The sequence below is a fragment of the Duganella sp. sic0402 genome (genome assembly GCF_019219065.1).
In the GTDB taxonomy this organism is placed as follows: Bacteria; Pseudomonadota; Gammaproteobacteria; order Burkholderiales; family Burkholderiaceae_D; genus Rugamonas.
In genome coordinates this window covers 38,787-55,530 of the sequence record NZ_JAHUWK010000015.1, presented here as the reverse complement: position 1 = coordinate 55,530, position 16,744 = coordinate 38,787, and the positions used below count along the sequence as shown (strand labels likewise).

Below are 16,744 nucleotides of genomic sequence, written 5' to 3'. Positions count from 1 at the left end.
AAGCATGACCAAGATGATGGCCCAGACCAAGGATCTGGACCTGGTGATCCGTCACGTCCTGGCGGGACTGGGGCATGGCATACACATGGGCCGCGAACGCGGCGCGGGTGTCGAGTTTTCCGAGTACCGTGCCTACGCACCGGGCGATGAATGGCGGCGCGTCGACTGGAAACTGCTGGCACGCGCCGACCGTTACTTCGTCCGTGAGGCGGAGCGTGACAGTCATGTCGCTGTCTGGCTGTGGCTGGACGCCACCGCCTCGATGGCGGAGCCCAGCCGTGAGATCAACGGCATTGATAAACTCTGGTTCGCGCGTACTTTGCTGGCCTGTGTCGCCGCCATTGCGCAGCGCCAGGGTGATGCATTCGGCCTGCTTATCTGCACTGGCGGCAAAGTGGAGTTCACGCCGGCCGCACGTGGACCGCGCCAGTTACAGCGCGTGATGGCTGCGCTGAACAAGGCGAAGCCAGACGGTGAACTGCCAACCGCCGACACCTTGCGCGCAAGCCTGCACTTTGCCCGCGCGCCAAGCATGATCTTTGCCGCCAGCGATTTTCTGGATTGGCCATCGCCGTTAAGCGAAGCGCTGCTGCGCTTGCGTAATATGCGCCACGATGTGCGGCTGCTGACGCTGCGTACGCAGGCAGAGGTAGACGCCAGCTTCAAGTCCGGCAGCGGCTACCGGGACCCGGAGCGCGACCATGGCCTGCATCGCATCCGCAACGCAGACCGCGAGCATTACAAACAGCAGAGCCGCGCGCACTTCGATGGCGTGTCGGCGAGCTGCCGTCAACATAACATCGTCCACTACGAGGCGCGTATCGAACAGCCGCTGAGCGGTGTCCTGCGCAGCTGGTTGCAACTCGCGGGAGTGCGCGCAAAATGATATTGAGCTCTTATCCGATGTGGTGGCTGGCGTTGCCGGTATTGCTGCTGCCGGTCTGGTGGCACCGCAAGAAGCGTCAACGGCTGAAAGCCGAGCCGCTGGCCACCGCGCGCTTCCTGCCATCGGCGCCACCGGAGCAGTTGCGCGTTTGGCAGTGGCGCGATAAAACATTGCTGCTGGTGCGTTGCTTGCTGCTGGTGGCCTTGATCGCCTGGCTGGCCGCGACGATCTTCCCATGGCGCGGCGATACCGTTCTGGTGGACGCCGGCGCGGATAAGGCCTGGGTTGAAGAGCAGATCAACGCGGCGGGCTTCAGTGCCGCCACGCGCATCGACTTGCCGCGCGATGCGCTGTCTTGGCTGCGTCAAAACGAACGTGATTGGCGTCCTGCGGCAAGGCTGCTGATCGTTGCCCGTGCCGACCACATCGCCATGCCGGCCCGCCTGCCGCAATTCAGCCACCAGGTAGAATTGCGAGCTGCCACCCCGCAGCCTACCGCTGCACCTTCTGCTGAGCGTCACGTCGTGCTGGTGGCCGCCGAACCGGTTTTGCAGGCATGGCGTTCGCTGTTCGCTGCCTTTGACATTGCCGGCAATCGCGCCTATCGCTACGTGGTCGCTACCGAACCCACCGCAGCGACCACGCTGATTGTCTGGTCTACGCCTGACGCCGCGCCCCTCGCTAACTGGCGCGCGCCGCACTGGTGGATTGCTGCGCCGGTCGCTGCGGCGTTCCCGGAACTGGCCAATGCATCCAGGCTGACGGTCAACGGTGTTACGCTGAAATACGCCGACTCATCGCGTGGCCGCTTGTGGACTTCGGATGGCTTCCCACCGCGCGACGCCGACAGCGCACACGCCTTGTTCGAGGCCTGGCAACTACTCTCGGTGGCTACCGCTCCGGCGTACGCCACGCCATCCCAGAATTTTTCCTCCGCCCGCAACGCGCTGCCCGCAATCTCCCACGCCAAGCCGGCGGTGTGGCTGGGCATTGTGCTGCTGTTGCTTTTTATGCTCGAACGGATATTGACCCATGCCCGGCGCAACTGATCATCTGCGCAGCCGTCTTTGGGCCGCCATTCTCCGCCGACGTGCGCCGCAGTGGCTGGCGGTGCTTGCACCTTTGCTGCTTGTCGCCGCGCTGCCAGCTGCGCGCACACCAGCGCTGATCGCCAGCATGGCCTGGGTGACGTGGGTGATTGCAGATGCGCTACGCTGGCGTGGCCGCATTGCCGCGCAATGGACGTCGTGGCTGAACACTGCCATTCCGCAGCTGGAGGATAGCAGCACCTTACTGGCCACAGAGGCCCACACGCCCATCGCGAAGCTTCAGCAGCAACGCCTGCTCGCGCGCTTGGCCGGTGTGTTGACCGAGGCAGATTACCAGGCCATCGCTCGTGCCCGCGTATCGTTCGCCGTGCTGCCACTTGTGCTTAGCCTGTTCGCCGCCGGTGCGGGTGCCGCATGGCACAGCAGGCAAATCACACCGGCACTGCCGCCAGTCGTGGCACCAGTGAACAAGCCAATTTTGGATGGCGAGGTTTATCTACGTGTCACGCCACCGAAGTACACCGGCGTCGCGTCGTTCGAGACCGGTGCACGTGATATTCAGGTGCCGCAATACTCGGAGATACGCTGGTGTGTGCGCAATCCGGCAGGCGTGCAGCCAACAGTTGAACTGGGTGACGGCCAGGCGCTTGCGGTTGTCGAGGACTGCGCAAAACTCCGAATTGAAGACTCGCTATTCTGGCGGATACGCGGCAAAAGCACCACGCGCTACAATATCCGCGTAACGCTGGATCAGGCACCGCAAGTCACCATTGTCGAACCGGCCGAGCTGATACACCTTCTGCAAAAGGACGCCAAGGCAGTAACGATTTCAGTCGGCGTCAAAGATGATTACGCCATCGTGCGCGCCAGCCTGCACATGACGCTCGCGCGCGGTAGCGGCGAAAACATCCGCTTCAGCGACAAGGAAGTACCGCTGCCGCAATCGTCCGATCCAAAGTCGCGTAGCTGGAAAAAGCAGTGGACGCTGGCGGAACTCGGTATGGAGCCAGGCGATGAACTCTACTTTTTCGTGCGCGCCACCGACAACGCACCGGAAAATCCGCATACCGCGCAATCGCCAACTTACACGCTGCGCCTGCCCGGACCGGAAGCCGAAAGCCTTGAATCCACCGCGTTGCCATCGATGGCGAAACCGGAAAACCTGCGCAGCCAGCGCCAGATCATTATCGACACCGAACAACTGGTCGCCGACCTGAAAGCGCATCCGAACATGCCTGCCGCCACGCTGCGTAGCCGTAGCGAAGGCATTGCCTCGGACCAGGCCGCGCTGCGTCTGCGCTATGGCCAGTTCCTCGGCGAGGAGTCTTCCCTGTTTGGCGATGAGGAGCACGAACATGAACACCACGGCCACGGCAGCGCCGGTGGCGGCGGAGAAATCAGTGTCATGAAAGAATTTGGCCACGCCCACGATCAGGAAGATAACGCTACAATCTTCGATCCGCAAACCAAAGCAGTCCTCAAGCGCGCGCTGGCCGCGATGTGGGATGCCGAAAAATCCCTGCGCGCCGTTGCGCCGAACAATGCGCTGCCGCCTGAATACAAGGCGCTGGAAGCGATCAAGGAGCTGCAGGCCGCTGAGCGTGTTTATCTGCACCGCACGGCTTTCGTCCCGCCAGCATTGAAGGAAGAGAAGCGCATGACCGGCGATATCGTTGGCGCCATGAGCTATAAGCGTGCGCAGGGCGCCGCGGGTGACACCGTGCCGGCTGAGGTGCGCGAGCTGGTACTGGCCTTGTCGCAGGACGGCGCCTTACCCGCGCTGTGGAGCAAGGCGGCGCGTGACACGATTTCCCGCATCGCCGACCAGGAACACCGCCTCGGCGCACAGCGCACCGTACAGGATGTCCAGGATGGCTGCGTGCCATGCCGCGCCGAGCTGCGCGCCTGGCTGCGTGGCACGCTGGCTGATGCGCCAGTGCTGTTGCAGGCGCGGCCTGCTGCGGATACGCCCTTCCGCAAGGAGTGGAGCGGCAAGGAGCAGGCTAAATGATGATATTCCCGGACCTGGCTTCTCTGGCGCCGCCGCTGGCCGTGCTGGTCGCGGCGGCCGCCAGCACGGCACTTTATGCACGCAAGCGTCGTTGGGCAGATGCATTGCTGGCCGGTGTTGCTGGCGTTGCGCTGGCGGTCACGCTGGCCGATGTGCGCTTGCCTGCCGCTGCGGCCGGCGCGCTGTCTGTCAGCACCAGCGCAGGCCGCATCAGCGATGCCGACCGGCTGGCTATTCCTGCCGCCGCCGGCATTACCTTGAGTGGTGATGGGATGCGGGAAGCTGAATGGCGCGATCTGCCGGCGCGGCCTTTGCAATGGAAGCCTGCAAGTACGGATCTGCTATGGCTCGATTTTCCTCGCACTGTTTCACTGGGCCGCATGTTGACGCTGTCGGTACATCGCTCTTCGGCCACAGCTGGCTGGCGTTTGCAACTGCTGGCCGAGAACAAACAAGTTCTGGCTGATTCCAGACCGTCGTCTGCTACGCAGCTGTCGGTGCAATGGCTGCCGCCGGTGGCGGAAGCCCTGGTACTGCAGGCGCGCCTTCTGGACGCTAATGGCAAGACAATCGCACAAGGCCCGATTCCTGTGCAGGTAAAAGAACCTGTGCCTTTACAGATACAGGGGCGTTTTGGCGCGCCATCATTTGATGCGCGTGTTCTGAACCAGTTGTTATCCGATGGAGGCGCAATTCTGGATTGGAATATCACGCTGGGCAAAACCATCACCCGCAGCGAAACCGCGCGCGCCGAGCTGAATGCGCCTAACGCCATGGTCGTGGATGCGGCTTATATCGAACATCTCAGCCCGTCCGCACGCGCCGCAGTACTGGCGCAGACAGCAAAGGGTGTGCCGCTGGTGGTGTTGGGGGGGAATGCTACGGATACGGGGCTATGGCGGCGCGACTTTGGCTTGCAGTTATCTTCGCAATCGCCAACCACGGAGAAGGAAGACATGCGGCAGTTCGGTGCGGCGATGACATTGCCGCCTGCCGGATTGAATCCGGGTGATGCCGTAGCTGCCCCGTGGCGCGTGCTCGCGCGCGATGCGAAGAAACAGCCGTGGATGTGGCAGCGTGATATTGGCCAGGGGCGCATTGTCTGGATCGGTGTCGCGGATTGGCACAAGTATGCGATCAGCGCACCCCAGCAGTTGGCATTGTGGTGGCAATCGGCGATGGACCTCATCGCGCTGCATAGCGAACAGAAAACCTTTTGGCAGCTGAACGATCCGATGCCGGTTCCTGGCTTGCGCAGCGAGGTGTGCGCGCAGGGTGTGAAGCCGGGTACGCCATTGCTGGCTGATGGCTATGCGGCGATGCCGCTGCAAGCACGCGCTGACAAGGCGGATGGCGTGTGTGCAGCGTTCTGGCCGCGCAAAGCCGGCTGGATGAGCTTCAGCGCTGACGGCATGACAGAACCCGGTCCGGTGTATGTGTACGCCCAAGACGATTGGCCCGCGTGGCAGAAGGCGCTGCGCCGGGACGCCACGATGCAGTATGCGGCACGTTCTCCGGCTTCTGCGGCAGGCGCCGGCGGCGCCGTTGGCACGGACGCCGGCACGCCGTTGCCGACTATGCCGTTTGCCGTGCTGTTCGCACTTTCAATGCTGACCTTATGGTGGCGTGAGCAGCGCGGGTTGGTTAACCACGACGCAGCCAGTCACTGACATAGGCTGGTGCGCTGATCGTACACGCTGGATCTGGCTGCGGCGCCATTGGCGCACGCGTCCAGGGCAGAACGCCGGCCCATGCTGGCCAGGCCAGGTCTGTCTCATCATCATCCGGGCCACCGCGGCGCACTTTACAGGCGGCCTCCGTCAGTGCGATGCGCAGCACGGTGGTGGCTGCATACTCCTTGTCCGATCCGGGGCGGATGTCTGCCTGGCGGCCCGGCGTCAGCTTCTCCATGAGCGTCTCCAGCGCATAACGCGCATCCGCGCCTTCCACTGCCTGGAAACGGCCATAAATCATGGCTGATCGATAATTCATCGAATGATTGAACGCCGACCGGGCCAGCACCAGTCCATCCAGATGCGTGATGGACACGCAGCACTCGTTCTCCAGCAGATGCCTGACCATGCGGCTGCCATTGGAACCATGAATATACAGATGCTCGCCGCCGCGCCAGCAAGCCGTTGGGATGCAATGCGCACCACGGGCATCGCTGAAGGCGATATGGCAAAGGTAAGCGTCGTCGATGATGGCGTGCAGCGTGGTGCTGTCGTAGTGTGCATTGCTGGCGACGCGGCGGATACGGGTGCGGTCGGTTGGCGCCTGGTTCATGGTGTCCTTTCAAAAGACAAAATATAATCAGATGCTGGCTCTATTGATAGAGCCAGCCTTGCATATTTTTATGGAGCCAAGAATGGACTTTGCTTTGCTGGTCAGCGCGTATGCAGACAGCCATGGTCACAATAACTGGCCGCGTCAGCGATTGCTGCATGAGTGCCTGCGTGCTGCCATCCGCAATGGAACGCTGGCTGCCGGCACGCGGCTGGCCGCATCGCGTGTGCTGGCGGAGGAGCTAGGTATGGCGCGCAATACCGTGCTGTATGCATATGAGCAGTTGGCCAGCGAGGGCTTTGTCAGCACGGACCGGCGTGGCACCGTGGTGGCTACGGTTATGGCCAGTCCTGCGCGCCGTGCTGCGCGGGGGGCGGTAATCGGCTTGTCACAGCGTGCGCGCCAGTTGCGAGTTGTGCCGCCAGATGCTGCGCGCATGGAGGCTTTTGCTCCCGGCGTACCGGCACTGGATCATTTTCCGATGACGCTGTGGCGGCGCATGCTGGAGCGTGCGCTCAGGTCGATGACTGTAACGCAGCTTAACTACGGCGATCCGGCCGGTCAGCCAGAATTGCGCGCCGCCATCGCGGATCATTTGCGCGCGGCGCGCGGTGTCGCATGCGACGCCAGCCAGGTCTTCATTACCGATGGCACGCAGAACAGCCTGGACGTGTGCATGCACGCGCTGGCCGACGCCGGCGATACTGTCTGGATCGAAAACCCAGGCTATGGCGGCGCGCTGGCGGCAGCGCGCGGCGCGGGATTGGCGGTGGCGGGCATAGACGTTGATGACGAAGGAATGGCCCCATCGGAAGACGATTGGTTGTTGCGCCCACCCCGGCTGATTTACACCACGCCCTCGCACCAGTATCCGGTTGGCAGCGTGCTAAGCCTGCGCCGCCGCCATGCGCTGATTGCCGCCGCGCGCACGGCGGGTGCATTGATTATCGAAGATGACTACGACAGCGAGTTTCGTCACGACGGTGCACCGCTGCACGCCATGCAGGGTTTGAGCGATGACGCGCCGGTACTTTACCTGGGTACGTTCAGCAAGACCATGTTCCCCTCTTTGCGTATCGGCTTTGTGGTGGTGCCTGCTGCATTGACTGACACGTTTGCGCAGATGCGTGCGCAGTCGTCGGCACGCGGCCGGGTGGCGGAACAGCTGGCACTGGCCGAGTTCCTGTACAGCGGTCAGTTTGCGCTGCATCTGCGCCGCATGCGCCGCTTATACCGGCAGCGGCGCGATGCCTTGGTGGCGGCACTGGAGCGGCATCTTGGATCGGTGGCGACGCTGCATGGCGGCAGTGCAGGCATGCACTTGTCGCTGCGCTTCACGGACGCGCGTATCAACGATCTGGCAGTCGCTGCGCAAGCGCAGGTGCATAGGATTGCCGTCAATGCGCTGAGCGCACACGACACGCAAGGCGTATCAGGCTGGAAAGGGCTGATGCTCGGCTACGCACAAGTGCCAGCCGAGCAGATGGAGGGATTGGTCAAACAGTTGGCAGCGGTCGTGCACCTTGCGGCCTACGCTGCCAAGCAGTTTAAAACGCCGTATCAGCCCGCACGTAGAACGAGCGGCCGTTCACGCCGATAGGGCAGGTTTCCCAGCAGCGGGTGAAGCCCAGTTTCGGGAAGTCGCCGCCGTTGGTCCACTCGTTCGGCAGCTGGTTGAACGCGTTGTTCACGCCCAGGCTGAGGAAGGTGCGCTTGCTGAAGGCGTAGCGCACCGTCGCATCCACCAGCCAGCGCGCATCCCACTTCTGCAATGGGCTGAAGTTTTCCGCATACACCTCGCCATGGTAGTTGGCGCGGGTGGTGAGGTTCCATGCGCCTACCGTGTAGTCAGCCGCGACCACGTGGTGCTTGCGCGGCTGGCCGTGTTCGATCAGCGTCACCTGCGATTTGTCGAACAGCTTCTCACCGCTCAGCACCGATGACGTGGAATGGCGCTTGGTGACTTCGGTTTTGTTGAAGCCCAGCTGGCCGGACAGCACCAGCGTGGATGCGTCGAACTTGGTGGTGTGCACCGCCACGACGTCCAGGCCGCGCGTGCGCGTATCCACCGCGTTGGTGAAGAACTGCGCCTGGCCCACGCCCAGCGGACGCAGGATGTTGGCGATCGGACCGCCGCCGGCTTCCGGTGCGATCTCGCTGGAGAACACGATGCGGTCCTTGATCTTGATCTGGTACGCATCGGCCGTCAGCGAGAAGTTTTGCGACGGACGGAACACCACGCCGACGCTGCCGCTGGTCGAGGTTTCCTCTTTCAGCGGCTTGATGCCGAAGGCCTGCGTGACGGCGCTGCCCTGGCGGGCGGTCAGCGTCTCGGTCAGCACGCCGTTATTCAGGTTGGTGGACACGGAGCTGTAGAACTCCTGCTGCACGCTCGGCGCGCGGAAGCCGGTGGAGGCGCTGGCACGGAAGCCCAGCTCCTTGGTCGGATCGAAGCGGGCGCTCAGCTTGCCGGTGACGGTGTTGCCGAAGTCCGAGTAGTCTTCGTAGCGCACCGCGCCGCCCAGCGTGAGCGTATCTACCGGTTTGGTTTCGGCGTCGAGGAACAGGGCGATGTTGTGACGGCCCGAATCGACTGCCGTACCAGGCGTATAGCCAGGGAAGCCCTGAATACCGGCAGCCGCCGTGGCGCCGCCCGGCGTGACGATGTTGATGGCCGGGTTATTGGTGCGGCCATACTGGTAGGAGACCGGATCGCCGGCGACGATCTCATAGTTATCCTTGCGGTACTCGAAGCCGGTGGCCAGCGAGATGGTGGTGTCGCCGATTTTGACCGGGCCTTTGACGTCCGCATTGAAGGTCAGCTGCGAGAAGCGCAGCGTGCCGGTATCGGCTTCGCGCGGCGATTCGGCGTAGATGCCACCGCCCGGTTTCGGCTCGTACCAGTAGCTGACGTTCAAGCTGTTCGACTCATGGAATGCCAGTTCGCTCTGGCCGTAGTTGACGCTGATGTCGGCTTTCCAGTCGCTCGGCAGGTCGCGGCGGTAGCCGAAGGCCCACGACGCATCTTTGATGTCGGTGCTGATCGCTGGCAGGAAGCCGTTCGGGTACACGGAAGCGACAGTACGTGCGTCACCGGCGGAACGGAAGAAGCCATACGAATCGCTCTTGCGCTTGGAGACGCCGCCGAAGGCGTAGAACTCGCTGTGCTGATCAATCGGCAGGGCGCCATTCCACCACAGGTAGTAATCCTTGGTGTTGCTGTCGCCGATGTGCTGCGTCACGCGTGGCGGATTGACGCGCAGCGAATCCGGACCGGCGCGGTTGGTTTCGCCGCGCTTGCGCGCTTCCACGGTCAGGTTGACGAAGCCGCCGTTCTCGCCCAGCGCGAAGCCGCGATTGGCGCTGGCGGAGTACAGGTCGCCATCGCCTTCGGAAGTGGTGCCCAGCTGGCCGCTGACAGCGGTCTCGCCGATGTTCGACTTGAGCACGATGTTGATCACGCCGGCAATCGCATCCGAGCCGTATTGGGCGGCGGCGCCGTCGCGCAGCACTTCGATGTGATGGATGGCCGCCAGCGGAATGGCGTTGATGTCGGTGCCGGCCGAGCCGCGGCCGATGGTCTGCTGTACATTGACCAGCGCCTGCTGGTGACGGCGTTTACCGTTGATCAGCACCAGCACCTGGTCGGGGCCGAGCGAGCGCAGCGTGGCCGGACGGATCGAGTCGGTGCCATCGCTGATGAAGGTGGTGGAAAAATTGAACGACGGGTCCAGCGTTTGCAGCAGCTTGCCCAGTTCCAGCGGGCCGGCCGTCTGCAAGTCTTTCTGGCTGATCAGGCCCACCGGCGACGAGGTGTCCAGCGCCGTCTTGGCGACTGAGCGCGAGCCCAGCACCACCACGGTTTGTTCATCGGCCTTGGCGCCGCCGTCGGTAGACGTTTGCGCCTGGGCGGTTTGTGCTGCCAGCAGCAGGATAGCAGTGGCCAGCAAGGTGCGTTTGAATTGAGGTGCTCTTGTCATTGTTCTCTCTCTTGTATTTGAAAACGGCCAAGCGGGGGTAAGGCCGTTGGAAAAATACTAAGGGAACGCTTCCAGTCGCGACAACGCGGTTCACATGTCAATGTTGTGATTTATGTACATTTGCGGATAGTTCGTGCTTTGTAACGCAATGTATCGTAAGCTGGCCGGCGACCCCGGCACGCGCTTGCCGGGGACCGGTGCAAAAGTGTGGCGCGCGCGCATCGGTATGCTTTGCTTGCATATCGATAGAAGAAAAACGCTGCAGTTTTACTGGTGGTCCTGCATCCATTCCTTGAGGCCATTGACCCACTTTTTGGCCGGCAGGTTCAGGGTTTTCTTGATTTCGGCGGCGCGCTCGTACAGCACGCTGAAATCCAATGAAGGCGCGTTCTTGAAGGCGATGACGACGATGTTCGCATCGTGCACTTCCGGCAGCCACACCACGGCGTCGAACACCAGCTCCATGGTTTGCAGATTCTTGTCGTAGTTGCTGAAGTCGTCGCCGAACACATTGGTGGTCATGATGCCGCCATCGCGCAGCACGTCGGCGCAAGCCTGGTAGAACTCCTGCGAGTCCAGCACCGGGCCGCGCGCCGCTTCGTCATACAGGTCCACCTGCAGCACGTCGACGCTGTTGCGGTTGGCCGGATCAAGCACGAAGTCCATGGCGTTCATTTCACGCACATCGAGGCGCTCGTCGTTGGACGGCAGCGCGAACTGCGCCAGACACATGGCGATGACGTTGGGATTAAGTTCGATGGCGGTGACGCGCGCCTGCGGCATGCGGCGATAGCAGAACTTGGTCAGCGCGGCGCTGCCCAGGCCCAGTTGCACGATGTGCTGCGGCTCGTCCTTGAAGAGCAGCCACATCATGATTATTTGGCCTATTTGACACACCCATCCATCCTTGCAGCACCTCAAGCAAGGTTCAGAGCGTCAAAGATATCTTCGGACGCCTCGTGCAGGAACGCATAGCTTTTCACCTTAAGCTATATAGTGAAGTTCAGAAGTACAACATACTCCTACTCAAAAGCTGTGCAATTTAGCTGGTCCCTCACGCCACAGCGACACGATTCCAAAGTTACCAACGGCCGCAAGACTTAGGGATTTCCGTTGAGTGGTTCTGCCGCCTGAAAACTCGAAGTGAGAATTTTGTTGAAATAAAGCAATAATTCCAATGTACGTTTTGAAAAAGGCTGGATAAAATTCTATTGTCGATTTGACAAATTCACAGGAGATTTACGATGAACGCCACCACTGATAAAAAGCCTACCCTGACGCTGGACAAGAAGAACATCGACGCCAACGCTGGCAACCAGTCGCCAGAAAACGCCCAGTCCAATGCCGCCACCAAACCGGCAGCGAAAGACAATGCCGAACAACTACGCGAAGCAATCAAAGCTCTCGATTCGCAGCGTAATGATCTCGTCAAGAACACCATCGAAAACATCAAGCCCGGTAAGCCACTCGATCTGGCCGCAGTCCGCGAAATCAACAAGATCGAAACGAAGAAGAACCGTTTGATCGTCGCACGTTTCGCATCGCTGCTGAAGAAAAATCCCGGCGAAGTACAGGCCATCGTTCATCAGATCATCGAGATCTGATCCAAACCAATGCCAATGGTGGCGGCGTGATCAATACGCCGCCGACGTCTACTCACAATCGGAGAACAGCGATGAAAGCCACCAAACAAGTCCAGCGTGTACGTACCCCACTTCACCAGCAACTGCTCGTCTTGATACCGATGATCAAAGCGCTGGAAGATCAACGCGAAGCGCAAACCGATGCAATGCCGCCGTTGGTGGTAAATGTTGAATATCATCGATGCGGAACGCTGACGGTCGAACTGAACAAAGCAGCGGCGAATGATGCTGGTCGTATCCAGCCAGATTTGAAGCTTTCGCTCTACACCACCAACAACAGCCGGAAGCCTTTGACCCACGACCTCACCTTCATCACCGCGTGGTCGTACTTATCACAGAACTTGCCGATGAACTCGCTCGAATATCAGGCGATGTACAAAGCCTTCTTCGTGTCCTGGCATGTGCATATGTTCCGTCATGAAGACAACATCAAGGAACTGGGTTTGGCATGAACGGCCGATACTCCAGTGAGAACCTATACAGCCAGATCTTCAATCGTTTGCTGGACGTGATCCCTGATCTGCAAAGCATCGATGAGGTGGGCTTGTCCGAAGTCGATGGTAACTGGCCGCTGCACTTCGATGTGGTGTCGCGAAGCCCTACGAAGCTCATCATCATGCTCGGTCATAGTCGTGCTGAAGATGGTGGCGTGGTGATCAATCCAGAGATGACGATAGCGGTCTACCTTGATCGCGGCATGGCTGAAGCGTTAACGTACCGCGATGCGCATATGTCGAACTCGGTGTATTCGCCAGACAGGAGCCACATTGACATTTTGGCAAAGCGCGTACTTAACGACTACCTCTACACATGGCTCGGCAATCTAATCGTGGCTGGTCACTCGATCAAAGTAGCGTGTAAACAAGAATTCTTCTCTAACTAATTTTCGTTGCTACTTAATGGCTTCCAGTGCAGCACTATTGTGAGTTCGAATTGCAGCTTCTTGCTCTCTAATCAGTTTTTCGAATGCATCAAAAGCTAAATAGCAGTGTTGACATTGTTTCTCAAGTAAAGAAATTAAACGAGGCAGAGTAATTGGTTGAATTCCACCGAAACCATAAGTAACGCCGCCACTAGACTCATCAACTCGACGAGTCACTATTTGGGAAATGCCTAACACAATGCGAGCTGAAAACCGATGATTATAAGCATGCCTAAAGTCGTGCGTACCTTCTCGATAATCTTTAGCGCTGACCTTCTCCAACCTATTTTTGAACTTTTTATACTGCTTCCATTCCTTGCCATATTTGTCCGCAGAATCAAACCAGACTTCACTATCCAAAGGAAAATCATCTTTCCAAGTATTTCCTTGTTTCGCATGATTTGCCTGGTGACATAAATGTGCTGCGGCAAAAATAAAACGCGAGCGAATTACATAGGGCAAATTAATAGCAACAACGGCTATAGGATCAATAAAATCAACAGCCGCCGAAAATTGCGTTTGCACGTCTTCAGATTCTAATAAATCTCGCCATGCGGTGAGCTGGTGAGTGTAGCGAGTCAAAGTATTCAGTGCATTTGCCAATTCGCGTGAAAATTCATCAAACATTTGACTGTAGGGCATCCAAGAAATATAAATTGGATTAGGCAGATCGCCCCAGTCATATTTGACGAATTTTCCATTTATCGGAATATTTTTTAGAATGCGCCTATATTTCCGGTACATTTCGATTGTCATATTTTCTTCGCTCACTCTAAAACATCCGATGACTTCAACTCATCAAGAAGCAGATCGCCGATCACCAAGTTTGAAAAAGATGGTTTCGGTCGCATGACTGCAAGAAAAAAGATCCGCACGGAACGTATATGCTACTATCACTTATCGATCATTTCTCTTGGGCAATTTATTAACCACCTGAATTAACTGTTCAATGGTAGCTTCTCCAGACAAGATTTTGTTCAAAAAATCTTCAAGTATGCTATCGAATCGTTGATTGTTAATTGGTGAGCCATGAGGCGCGATCAAAAAATTATAAGGAGTCAAATAACGGCTTCGCAGTTCGGCGCGCCCAGTTATGTCTTGAATTTCTCCCTCAATCTTTGCCGCACCATCATCGTACTCTGCGCGAGTCACCATATGGACACCATCGACGAGTCCGTACTCTTCCCAATTATATCCAAAGACTTCCTCGGCCTTTTTACTAGCTGACACTTGATCTGGACTACTCTGATAGAGTCCTGTAGGTTTCATTGAAGCAACCTCAACGTAGACAAAAGACCGATAATAAGGATCACTTTGTACAGCAGCGATCTTTCTTATATTTAACTCGTCGACATTCATTACGTAATGCCCATTACCTAAATCAATGAACTTTTCAATCTGTAAATTTGAATTACGCCACCACCAAATAGGCGTAGCTTCTTCAAATTTCAATGGCTCCTTCAATAATCGATTCATTCGCTCTCTGATCTCAGCTGGATCTTCAAACCAACTCACTCCTCTAACACCTGGAAAAGCTCGGGAAAACCTATCAGAAAAAAATATCGTGCTATCATTACCCTTAAAAGACGGCAACGAAAAATCTTTATTTCGTCGAGCCACTACTTGAGCGGCAAGCTCTTTGTCATGCGCCTCAATCGCCGCGCCAACGATGATATCCGTCAGAAGTAGTTGTTGCAGTGGTGAGATGCTATTCGACTCTCCACGTGCCCCTCGGCGTACGGAGACAACATCATGGAGTTTTTGATATGCCTCATTTACCATTTCAAATTCGTATAAATGGTGAGTTAAATAATCTAGGCCGCGCTGTATATCGGTTTCAGCACCATGGATAGTTGAAGGTTTTTCTAACTGCCTAGCCATTGCGGCATATCGCATAATATCTTTAGGAATAGGGTCCGGCCCCTCAAAGTTGCTTAGCTTTTCGGTTCCATTTGGGGAGACCGCCAAAAAAATATTCCTCTTTTTTTGGGTGAATTTAAGGCATTCAATTATTAATCGCTGCAACTTCGTTTCTTTGCGAACAGTTGGGAGCCCATTGTGTGCAACATCAGTAAGCAAATCTAAAAAGATATTTTCAGAGAAAAATCCAATTGCTCCATCTTTATGAACATTTGCCTCAATATCAAGTTCGGACACAACCACGACGCTGCAAATTGCCTCACTGGCATCTGTACGTTTAAGCAAACTCATCAAAGCTAGCTCTAGTGACTGTTTTTGTTCGTGTAGGTTCTCCATCCATTCTACGCGCTCCGAAGAAGTCTTCATTTGGGCTGGAATTTGAATAACCAAATCGATATCGCTTCTGTTATCAAACTGAACACCTCCACGACGAATTACGCTTCCAAACACGTATATTCCACCGGAATCAATTTTCTGATGAGTATCTACTGCCCATTCTTTTAACTTTGCAAGAACTTTTTCTATTAACAGGGTATTAGACATTAGAATAACTCCATGAAATTTGGTTAGAGGCAATTTTTCTTATATTATATGCAAACAATCGAAATTGCAATCAACCGCAATATTATCAATGGCGCCACACTAAGAAATCTTCTTGCTTCTCAACTTGTCAAGGCGAATGGCCTAAGCAGATCACATAGCAATGTTTACTAAATGCAATTAGTAAACATTCCGTTGCCTAGAGCCACTTCTCCGATGTACGAGGTCACAAGGGCTGGATAGAATGGTTTGAAAGCATATCAATTATGCAATTTCTAAACATTCTATGGTGGATCAATGAAGGAAGGTCAAGCAAAGGTACTCACTGAACGCGAACTGTCCAAGGTCGTGAATGCCGTCAAGAAGAAGGCGCATGCCAAGCGAAACGTAGCACTACTCTACTGCTCGTTTGGTCTGGGTTTGCGCGCCAAAGAAATGGCCGCGCTGCGCATCAAGCATGTCATTGACGCCGACGGTCAGATGCTGGATGAAATCAATCTGACTGGCACAATGACGAAGGGTGGCAAACAGCGCCATGCTTACCTATCGAGTCCCAAGCTCATTGCTGCGATTCGCGATTTCATTGATGAGAGGCAGGAGGTCGAAGGCATCCTGTTCAATCTTGAAGCGCCTCTGTTCAAATCGCAGAAAGGCAGTTCGTTCACGCCGAACAGCTTGCAGCAACTCTTCCATCGCATGTACACCGATGCGAAGCTTCAAGGTGCATCCAGCCATAGCGGTCGGCGCACGTTCGCTACTACGCTGATCGAAAAGGGAGTGGACATCAAAGCCGTCTCAACGTTGATGGGCCACTCATCTATCGCGATGACGGCAAAGTATGTAGATAACAATCCTGCGCGACTAAAGCAAATTGTCACAAACTTGCTATAGCAGAAAAGAGAGTCGACAAATGTGAGCAAAGTCCCTCGTGCAATAGCTCCACCACATTACGGTCTTTACGCCTTAATAATTATTTCAATTTGATCCAACTCGATGCCTAAGTTTGCTGCCAGCCCTGTTTTTGCTTGAGCAATTGTGAGCATAAGTACTTCAGTCGACTCTACCTCATCCTCATGCAGCGCGTCTTGAGTCGCCTTAACATGATGTCCACTTTGCGAAGGAACTGGAATGAACTCTAACGTTTCAGGGTCGATTCCGAACTCATCTTTAATATTCAAATAGCGTACAGGATTGCTACCACGCCATTTGCACGATATGGAGATACGAGCATATTCGTTGATTTTTACAAGATATCGACCTTTAGATTTAGGCTCAGGACTGGGGACCACATCAGATATTTTGCCAATTAGAAAAGCAGTTCCATGTGGCTCGGTAGCGCCTCCCCATTGGCCGTTATGCCTATTCTGAACGGTAATAAGGTAACGATGCTTCATCGCGTTCTTGGGGTTGAGCACCCATGCTTGGCTTCCGCCCTCTTGAATGATGCGATCTGGCCCACGAGCCGTCATTACTACTACTGCGGTATCACTTCCCATTCCTGCCCCCT

The 16,744-nt window shown here is 56.7% G+C and carries 14 protein-coding genes and 1 pseudogene; 9 read left to right on the top strand and 6 right to left on the bottom strand.

Annotated elements, in window-relative coordinates; genetic code table 11:
• The first annotated feature begins 4 nt into the window (after positions 1-4).
• Genes KW842_RS25315 through KW842_RS25300 form a run of 4 tightly spaced genes read left to right on the top strand, consistent with a single transcriptional unit; the run spans position 5 to position 5,616 of the window.
• On the top strand, positions 5-886 hold the full coding sequence (locus tag KW842_RS25315) for a DUF58 domain-containing protein (RefSeq protein WP_229223900.1): 882 nt from the start codon (positions 5-7) through the stop codon (positions 884-886).
• Positions 883-1,935 (top strand): BatA domain-containing protein, encoded by a 1,053-nt coding sequence (locus KW842_RS25310; RefSeq protein ID WP_229223899.1) that lies wholly within the window; start codon positions 883-885, stop codon positions 1,933-1,935. The genes KW842_RS25315 and KW842_RS25310 overlap by 4 nt, the downstream gene beginning before the upstream one ends.
• Entirely contained in the window at positions 1,919-3,946 is a 2,028-nt protein-coding gene (locus tag KW842_RS25305) for a DUF4175 family protein (RefSeq protein WP_218306891.1), read from the top strand. The genes KW842_RS25310 and KW842_RS25305 overlap by 17 nt, the downstream gene beginning before the upstream one ends.
• A complete protein-coding gene (locus KW842_RS25300; RefSeq protein ID WP_229223898.1) occupies positions 3,943-5,616 on the top strand; it encodes a hypothetical protein in 1,674 nt (557 codons plus the stop codon). The genes KW842_RS25305 and KW842_RS25300 overlap by 4 nt, the downstream gene beginning before the upstream one ends.
• Here KW842_RS25300 and KW842_RS25295 read toward each other — a convergent pair.
• Positions 5,591-6,232, bottom strand: a complete 642-nt coding sequence (locus KW842_RS25295) for a pyridoxamine 5'-phosphate oxidase family protein (protein WP_218306890.1) — start codon at positions 6,230-6,232, stop codon at positions 5,591-5,593. The two genes, KW842_RS25300 and KW842_RS25295, sit on opposite strands and share 26 nt — an antisense overlap.
• 82 nt (positions 6,233-6,314) lie before the next feature.
• Between KW842_RS25295 and KW842_RS25290 the strand changes: the two genes are divergently transcribed.
• Positions 6,315-7,832 carry a PLP-dependent aminotransferase family protein gene (locus KW842_RS25290; protein WP_218306889.1) on the top strand — a complete coding sequence of 506 codons (1,518 nt, stop codon included), beginning with the start codon at positions 6,315-6,317 and terminating at the stop codon, positions 7,830-7,832.
• On the opposite strand, the gene KW842_RS25285 is transcribed toward KW842_RS25290, so the two are convergent.
• Both KW842_RS25285 and KW842_RS25280 read right to left on the bottom strand, forming a co-directional pair.
• Positions 7,780-10,212, bottom strand: a complete 2,433-nt coding sequence (locus KW842_RS25285; RefSeq protein ID WP_218306888.1) for a TonB-dependent siderophore receptor — start codon at positions 10,210-10,212, stop codon at positions 7,780-7,782. The two genes, KW842_RS25290 and KW842_RS25285, sit on opposite strands and share 53 nt — an antisense overlap.
• Positions 10,213-10,479: 267 nt before the next feature.
• A pseudogene (locus KW842_RS25280) lies at positions 10,480-11,094 on the bottom strand (methyltransferase domain-containing protein); the annotation flags it as partial.
• A gap of 362 nt (positions 11,095-11,456) precedes the next feature.
• On the opposite strand from KW842_RS25280, the gene KW842_RS25275 reads away from it, so the two are divergent.
• From KW842_RS25275 to KW842_RS25265, 3 genes are all read left to right on the top strand, one after another.
• Positions 11,457-11,816, top strand: a complete 360-nt coding sequence (locus KW842_RS25275) for a hypothetical protein (RefSeq protein ID WP_218306886.1) — start codon at positions 11,457-11,459, stop codon at positions 11,814-11,816.
• Between the two features lie 71 nt (positions 11,817-11,887).
• Positions 11,888-12,307 (top strand): hypothetical protein, encoded by a 420-nt coding sequence (locus KW842_RS25270; protein ID WP_218306885.1) that lies wholly within the window; start codon positions 11,888-11,890, stop codon positions 12,305-12,307.
• The gene (locus KW842_RS25265; RefSeq protein WP_218306884.1) at positions 12,304-12,738 is read left to right on the top strand and encodes a DUF1249 domain-containing protein; all 435 of its coding nucleotides are present in this window, start codon (positions 12,304-12,306) and stop codon (positions 12,736-12,738) included. The genes KW842_RS25270 and KW842_RS25265 overlap by 4 nt, the downstream gene beginning before the upstream one ends.
• Positions 12,739-12,747: 9 nt before the next feature.
• Here KW842_RS25265 and KW842_RS25260 read toward each other — a convergent pair whose 3' ends face one another.
• Positions 12,748-13,548 (bottom strand): hypothetical protein, encoded by an 801-nt coding sequence (locus tag KW842_RS25260; protein ID WP_218306883.1) that lies wholly within the window; start codon positions 13,546-13,548, stop codon positions 12,748-12,750.
• A gap of 126 nt (positions 13,549-13,674) precedes the next feature.
• Positions 13,675-15,240, bottom strand: a complete 1,566-nt coding sequence (locus KW842_RS25255; protein ID WP_218306882.1) for a hypothetical protein — start codon at positions 15,238-15,240, stop codon at positions 13,675-13,677.
• Between the two features lie 294 nt (positions 15,241-15,534).
• Here KW842_RS25255 and KW842_RS25250 point away from each other — a divergent pair, with 294 nt between their 5' ends.
• On the top strand, positions 15,535-16,128 hold the full coding sequence (locus tag KW842_RS25250) for a site-specific integrase (RefSeq protein WP_218306881.1): 594 nt from the start codon (positions 15,535-15,537) through the stop codon (positions 16,126-16,128).
• Between the two features lie 65 nt (positions 16,129-16,193).
• Here the strand turns inward: KW842_RS25250 and KW842_RS25245 are convergent, their stop codons facing one another.
• On the bottom strand, positions 16,194-16,733 hold the full coding sequence (locus tag KW842_RS25245; RefSeq protein WP_218306880.1) for a hypothetical protein: 540 nt from the start codon (positions 16,731-16,733) through the stop codon (positions 16,194-16,196).
• Between the last annotated feature and the right edge of the window lie 11 nt (positions 16,734-16,744).

What these genes read in the sequence shown, in the direction of transcription:
- KW842_RS25290 (WP_218306889.1), top strand. Translation starts at nt 6,315, where the DNA reads ATGGACTTTGCTTTGCTGGTCAGCGCGTATGCAGACAGCCATGGTCAC.
- KW842_RS25275 (WP_218306886.1), top strand. Translation starts at nt 11,457, where the DNA reads ATGAACGCCACCACTGATAAAAAGCCTACCCTGACGCTGGACAAGAAG.
- KW842_RS25270 (WP_218306885.1), top strand. Translation starts at nt 11,888, where the DNA reads ATGAAAGCCACCAAACAAGTCCAGCGTGTACGTACCCCACTTCACCAG.
- KW842_RS25305 (WP_218306891.1), top strand. Translation starts at nt 1,919, where the DNA reads ATGCCCGGCGCAACTGATCATCTGCGCAGCCGTCTTTGGGCCGCCATT.
- KW842_RS25310 (WP_229223899.1), top strand. Translation starts at nt 883, where the DNA reads ATGATATTGAGCTCTTATCCGATGTGGTGGCTGGCGTTGCCGGTATTG.
- KW842_RS25265 (WP_218306884.1), top strand. Translation starts at nt 12,304, where the DNA reads ATGAACGGCCGATACTCCAGTGAGAACCTATACAGCCAGATCTTCAAT.
- KW842_RS25255 (WP_218306882.1), bottom strand. Translation starts at nt 15,240, where the DNA reads ATGTCTAATACCCTGTTAATAGAAAAAGTTCTTGCAAAGTTAAAAGAA.
- KW842_RS25295 (WP_218306890.1), bottom strand. Translation starts at nt 6,232, where the DNA reads ATGAACCAGGCGCCAACCGACCGCACCCGTATCCGCCGCGTCGCCAGC.
- KW842_RS25285 (WP_218306888.1), bottom strand. Translation starts at nt 10,212, where the DNA reads ATGACAAGAGCACCTCAATTCAAACGCACCTTGCTGGCCACTGCTATC.
- KW842_RS25315 (WP_229223900.1), top strand. Translation starts at nt 5, where the DNA reads ATGACCAAGATGATGGCCCAGACCAAGGATCTGGACCTGGTGATCCGT.
- KW842_RS25245 (WP_218306880.1), bottom strand. Translation starts at nt 16,733, where the DNA reads ATGGGAAGTGATACCGCAGTAGTAGTAATGACGGCTCGTGGGCCAGAT.
- KW842_RS25300 (WP_229223898.1), top strand. Translation starts at nt 3,943, where the DNA reads ATGATGATATTCCCGGACCTGGCTTCTCTGGCGCCGCCGCTGGCCGTG.
- KW842_RS25250 (WP_218306881.1), top strand. Translation starts at nt 15,535, where the DNA reads ATGAAGGAAGGTCAAGCAAAGGTACTCACTGAACGCGAACTGTCCAAG.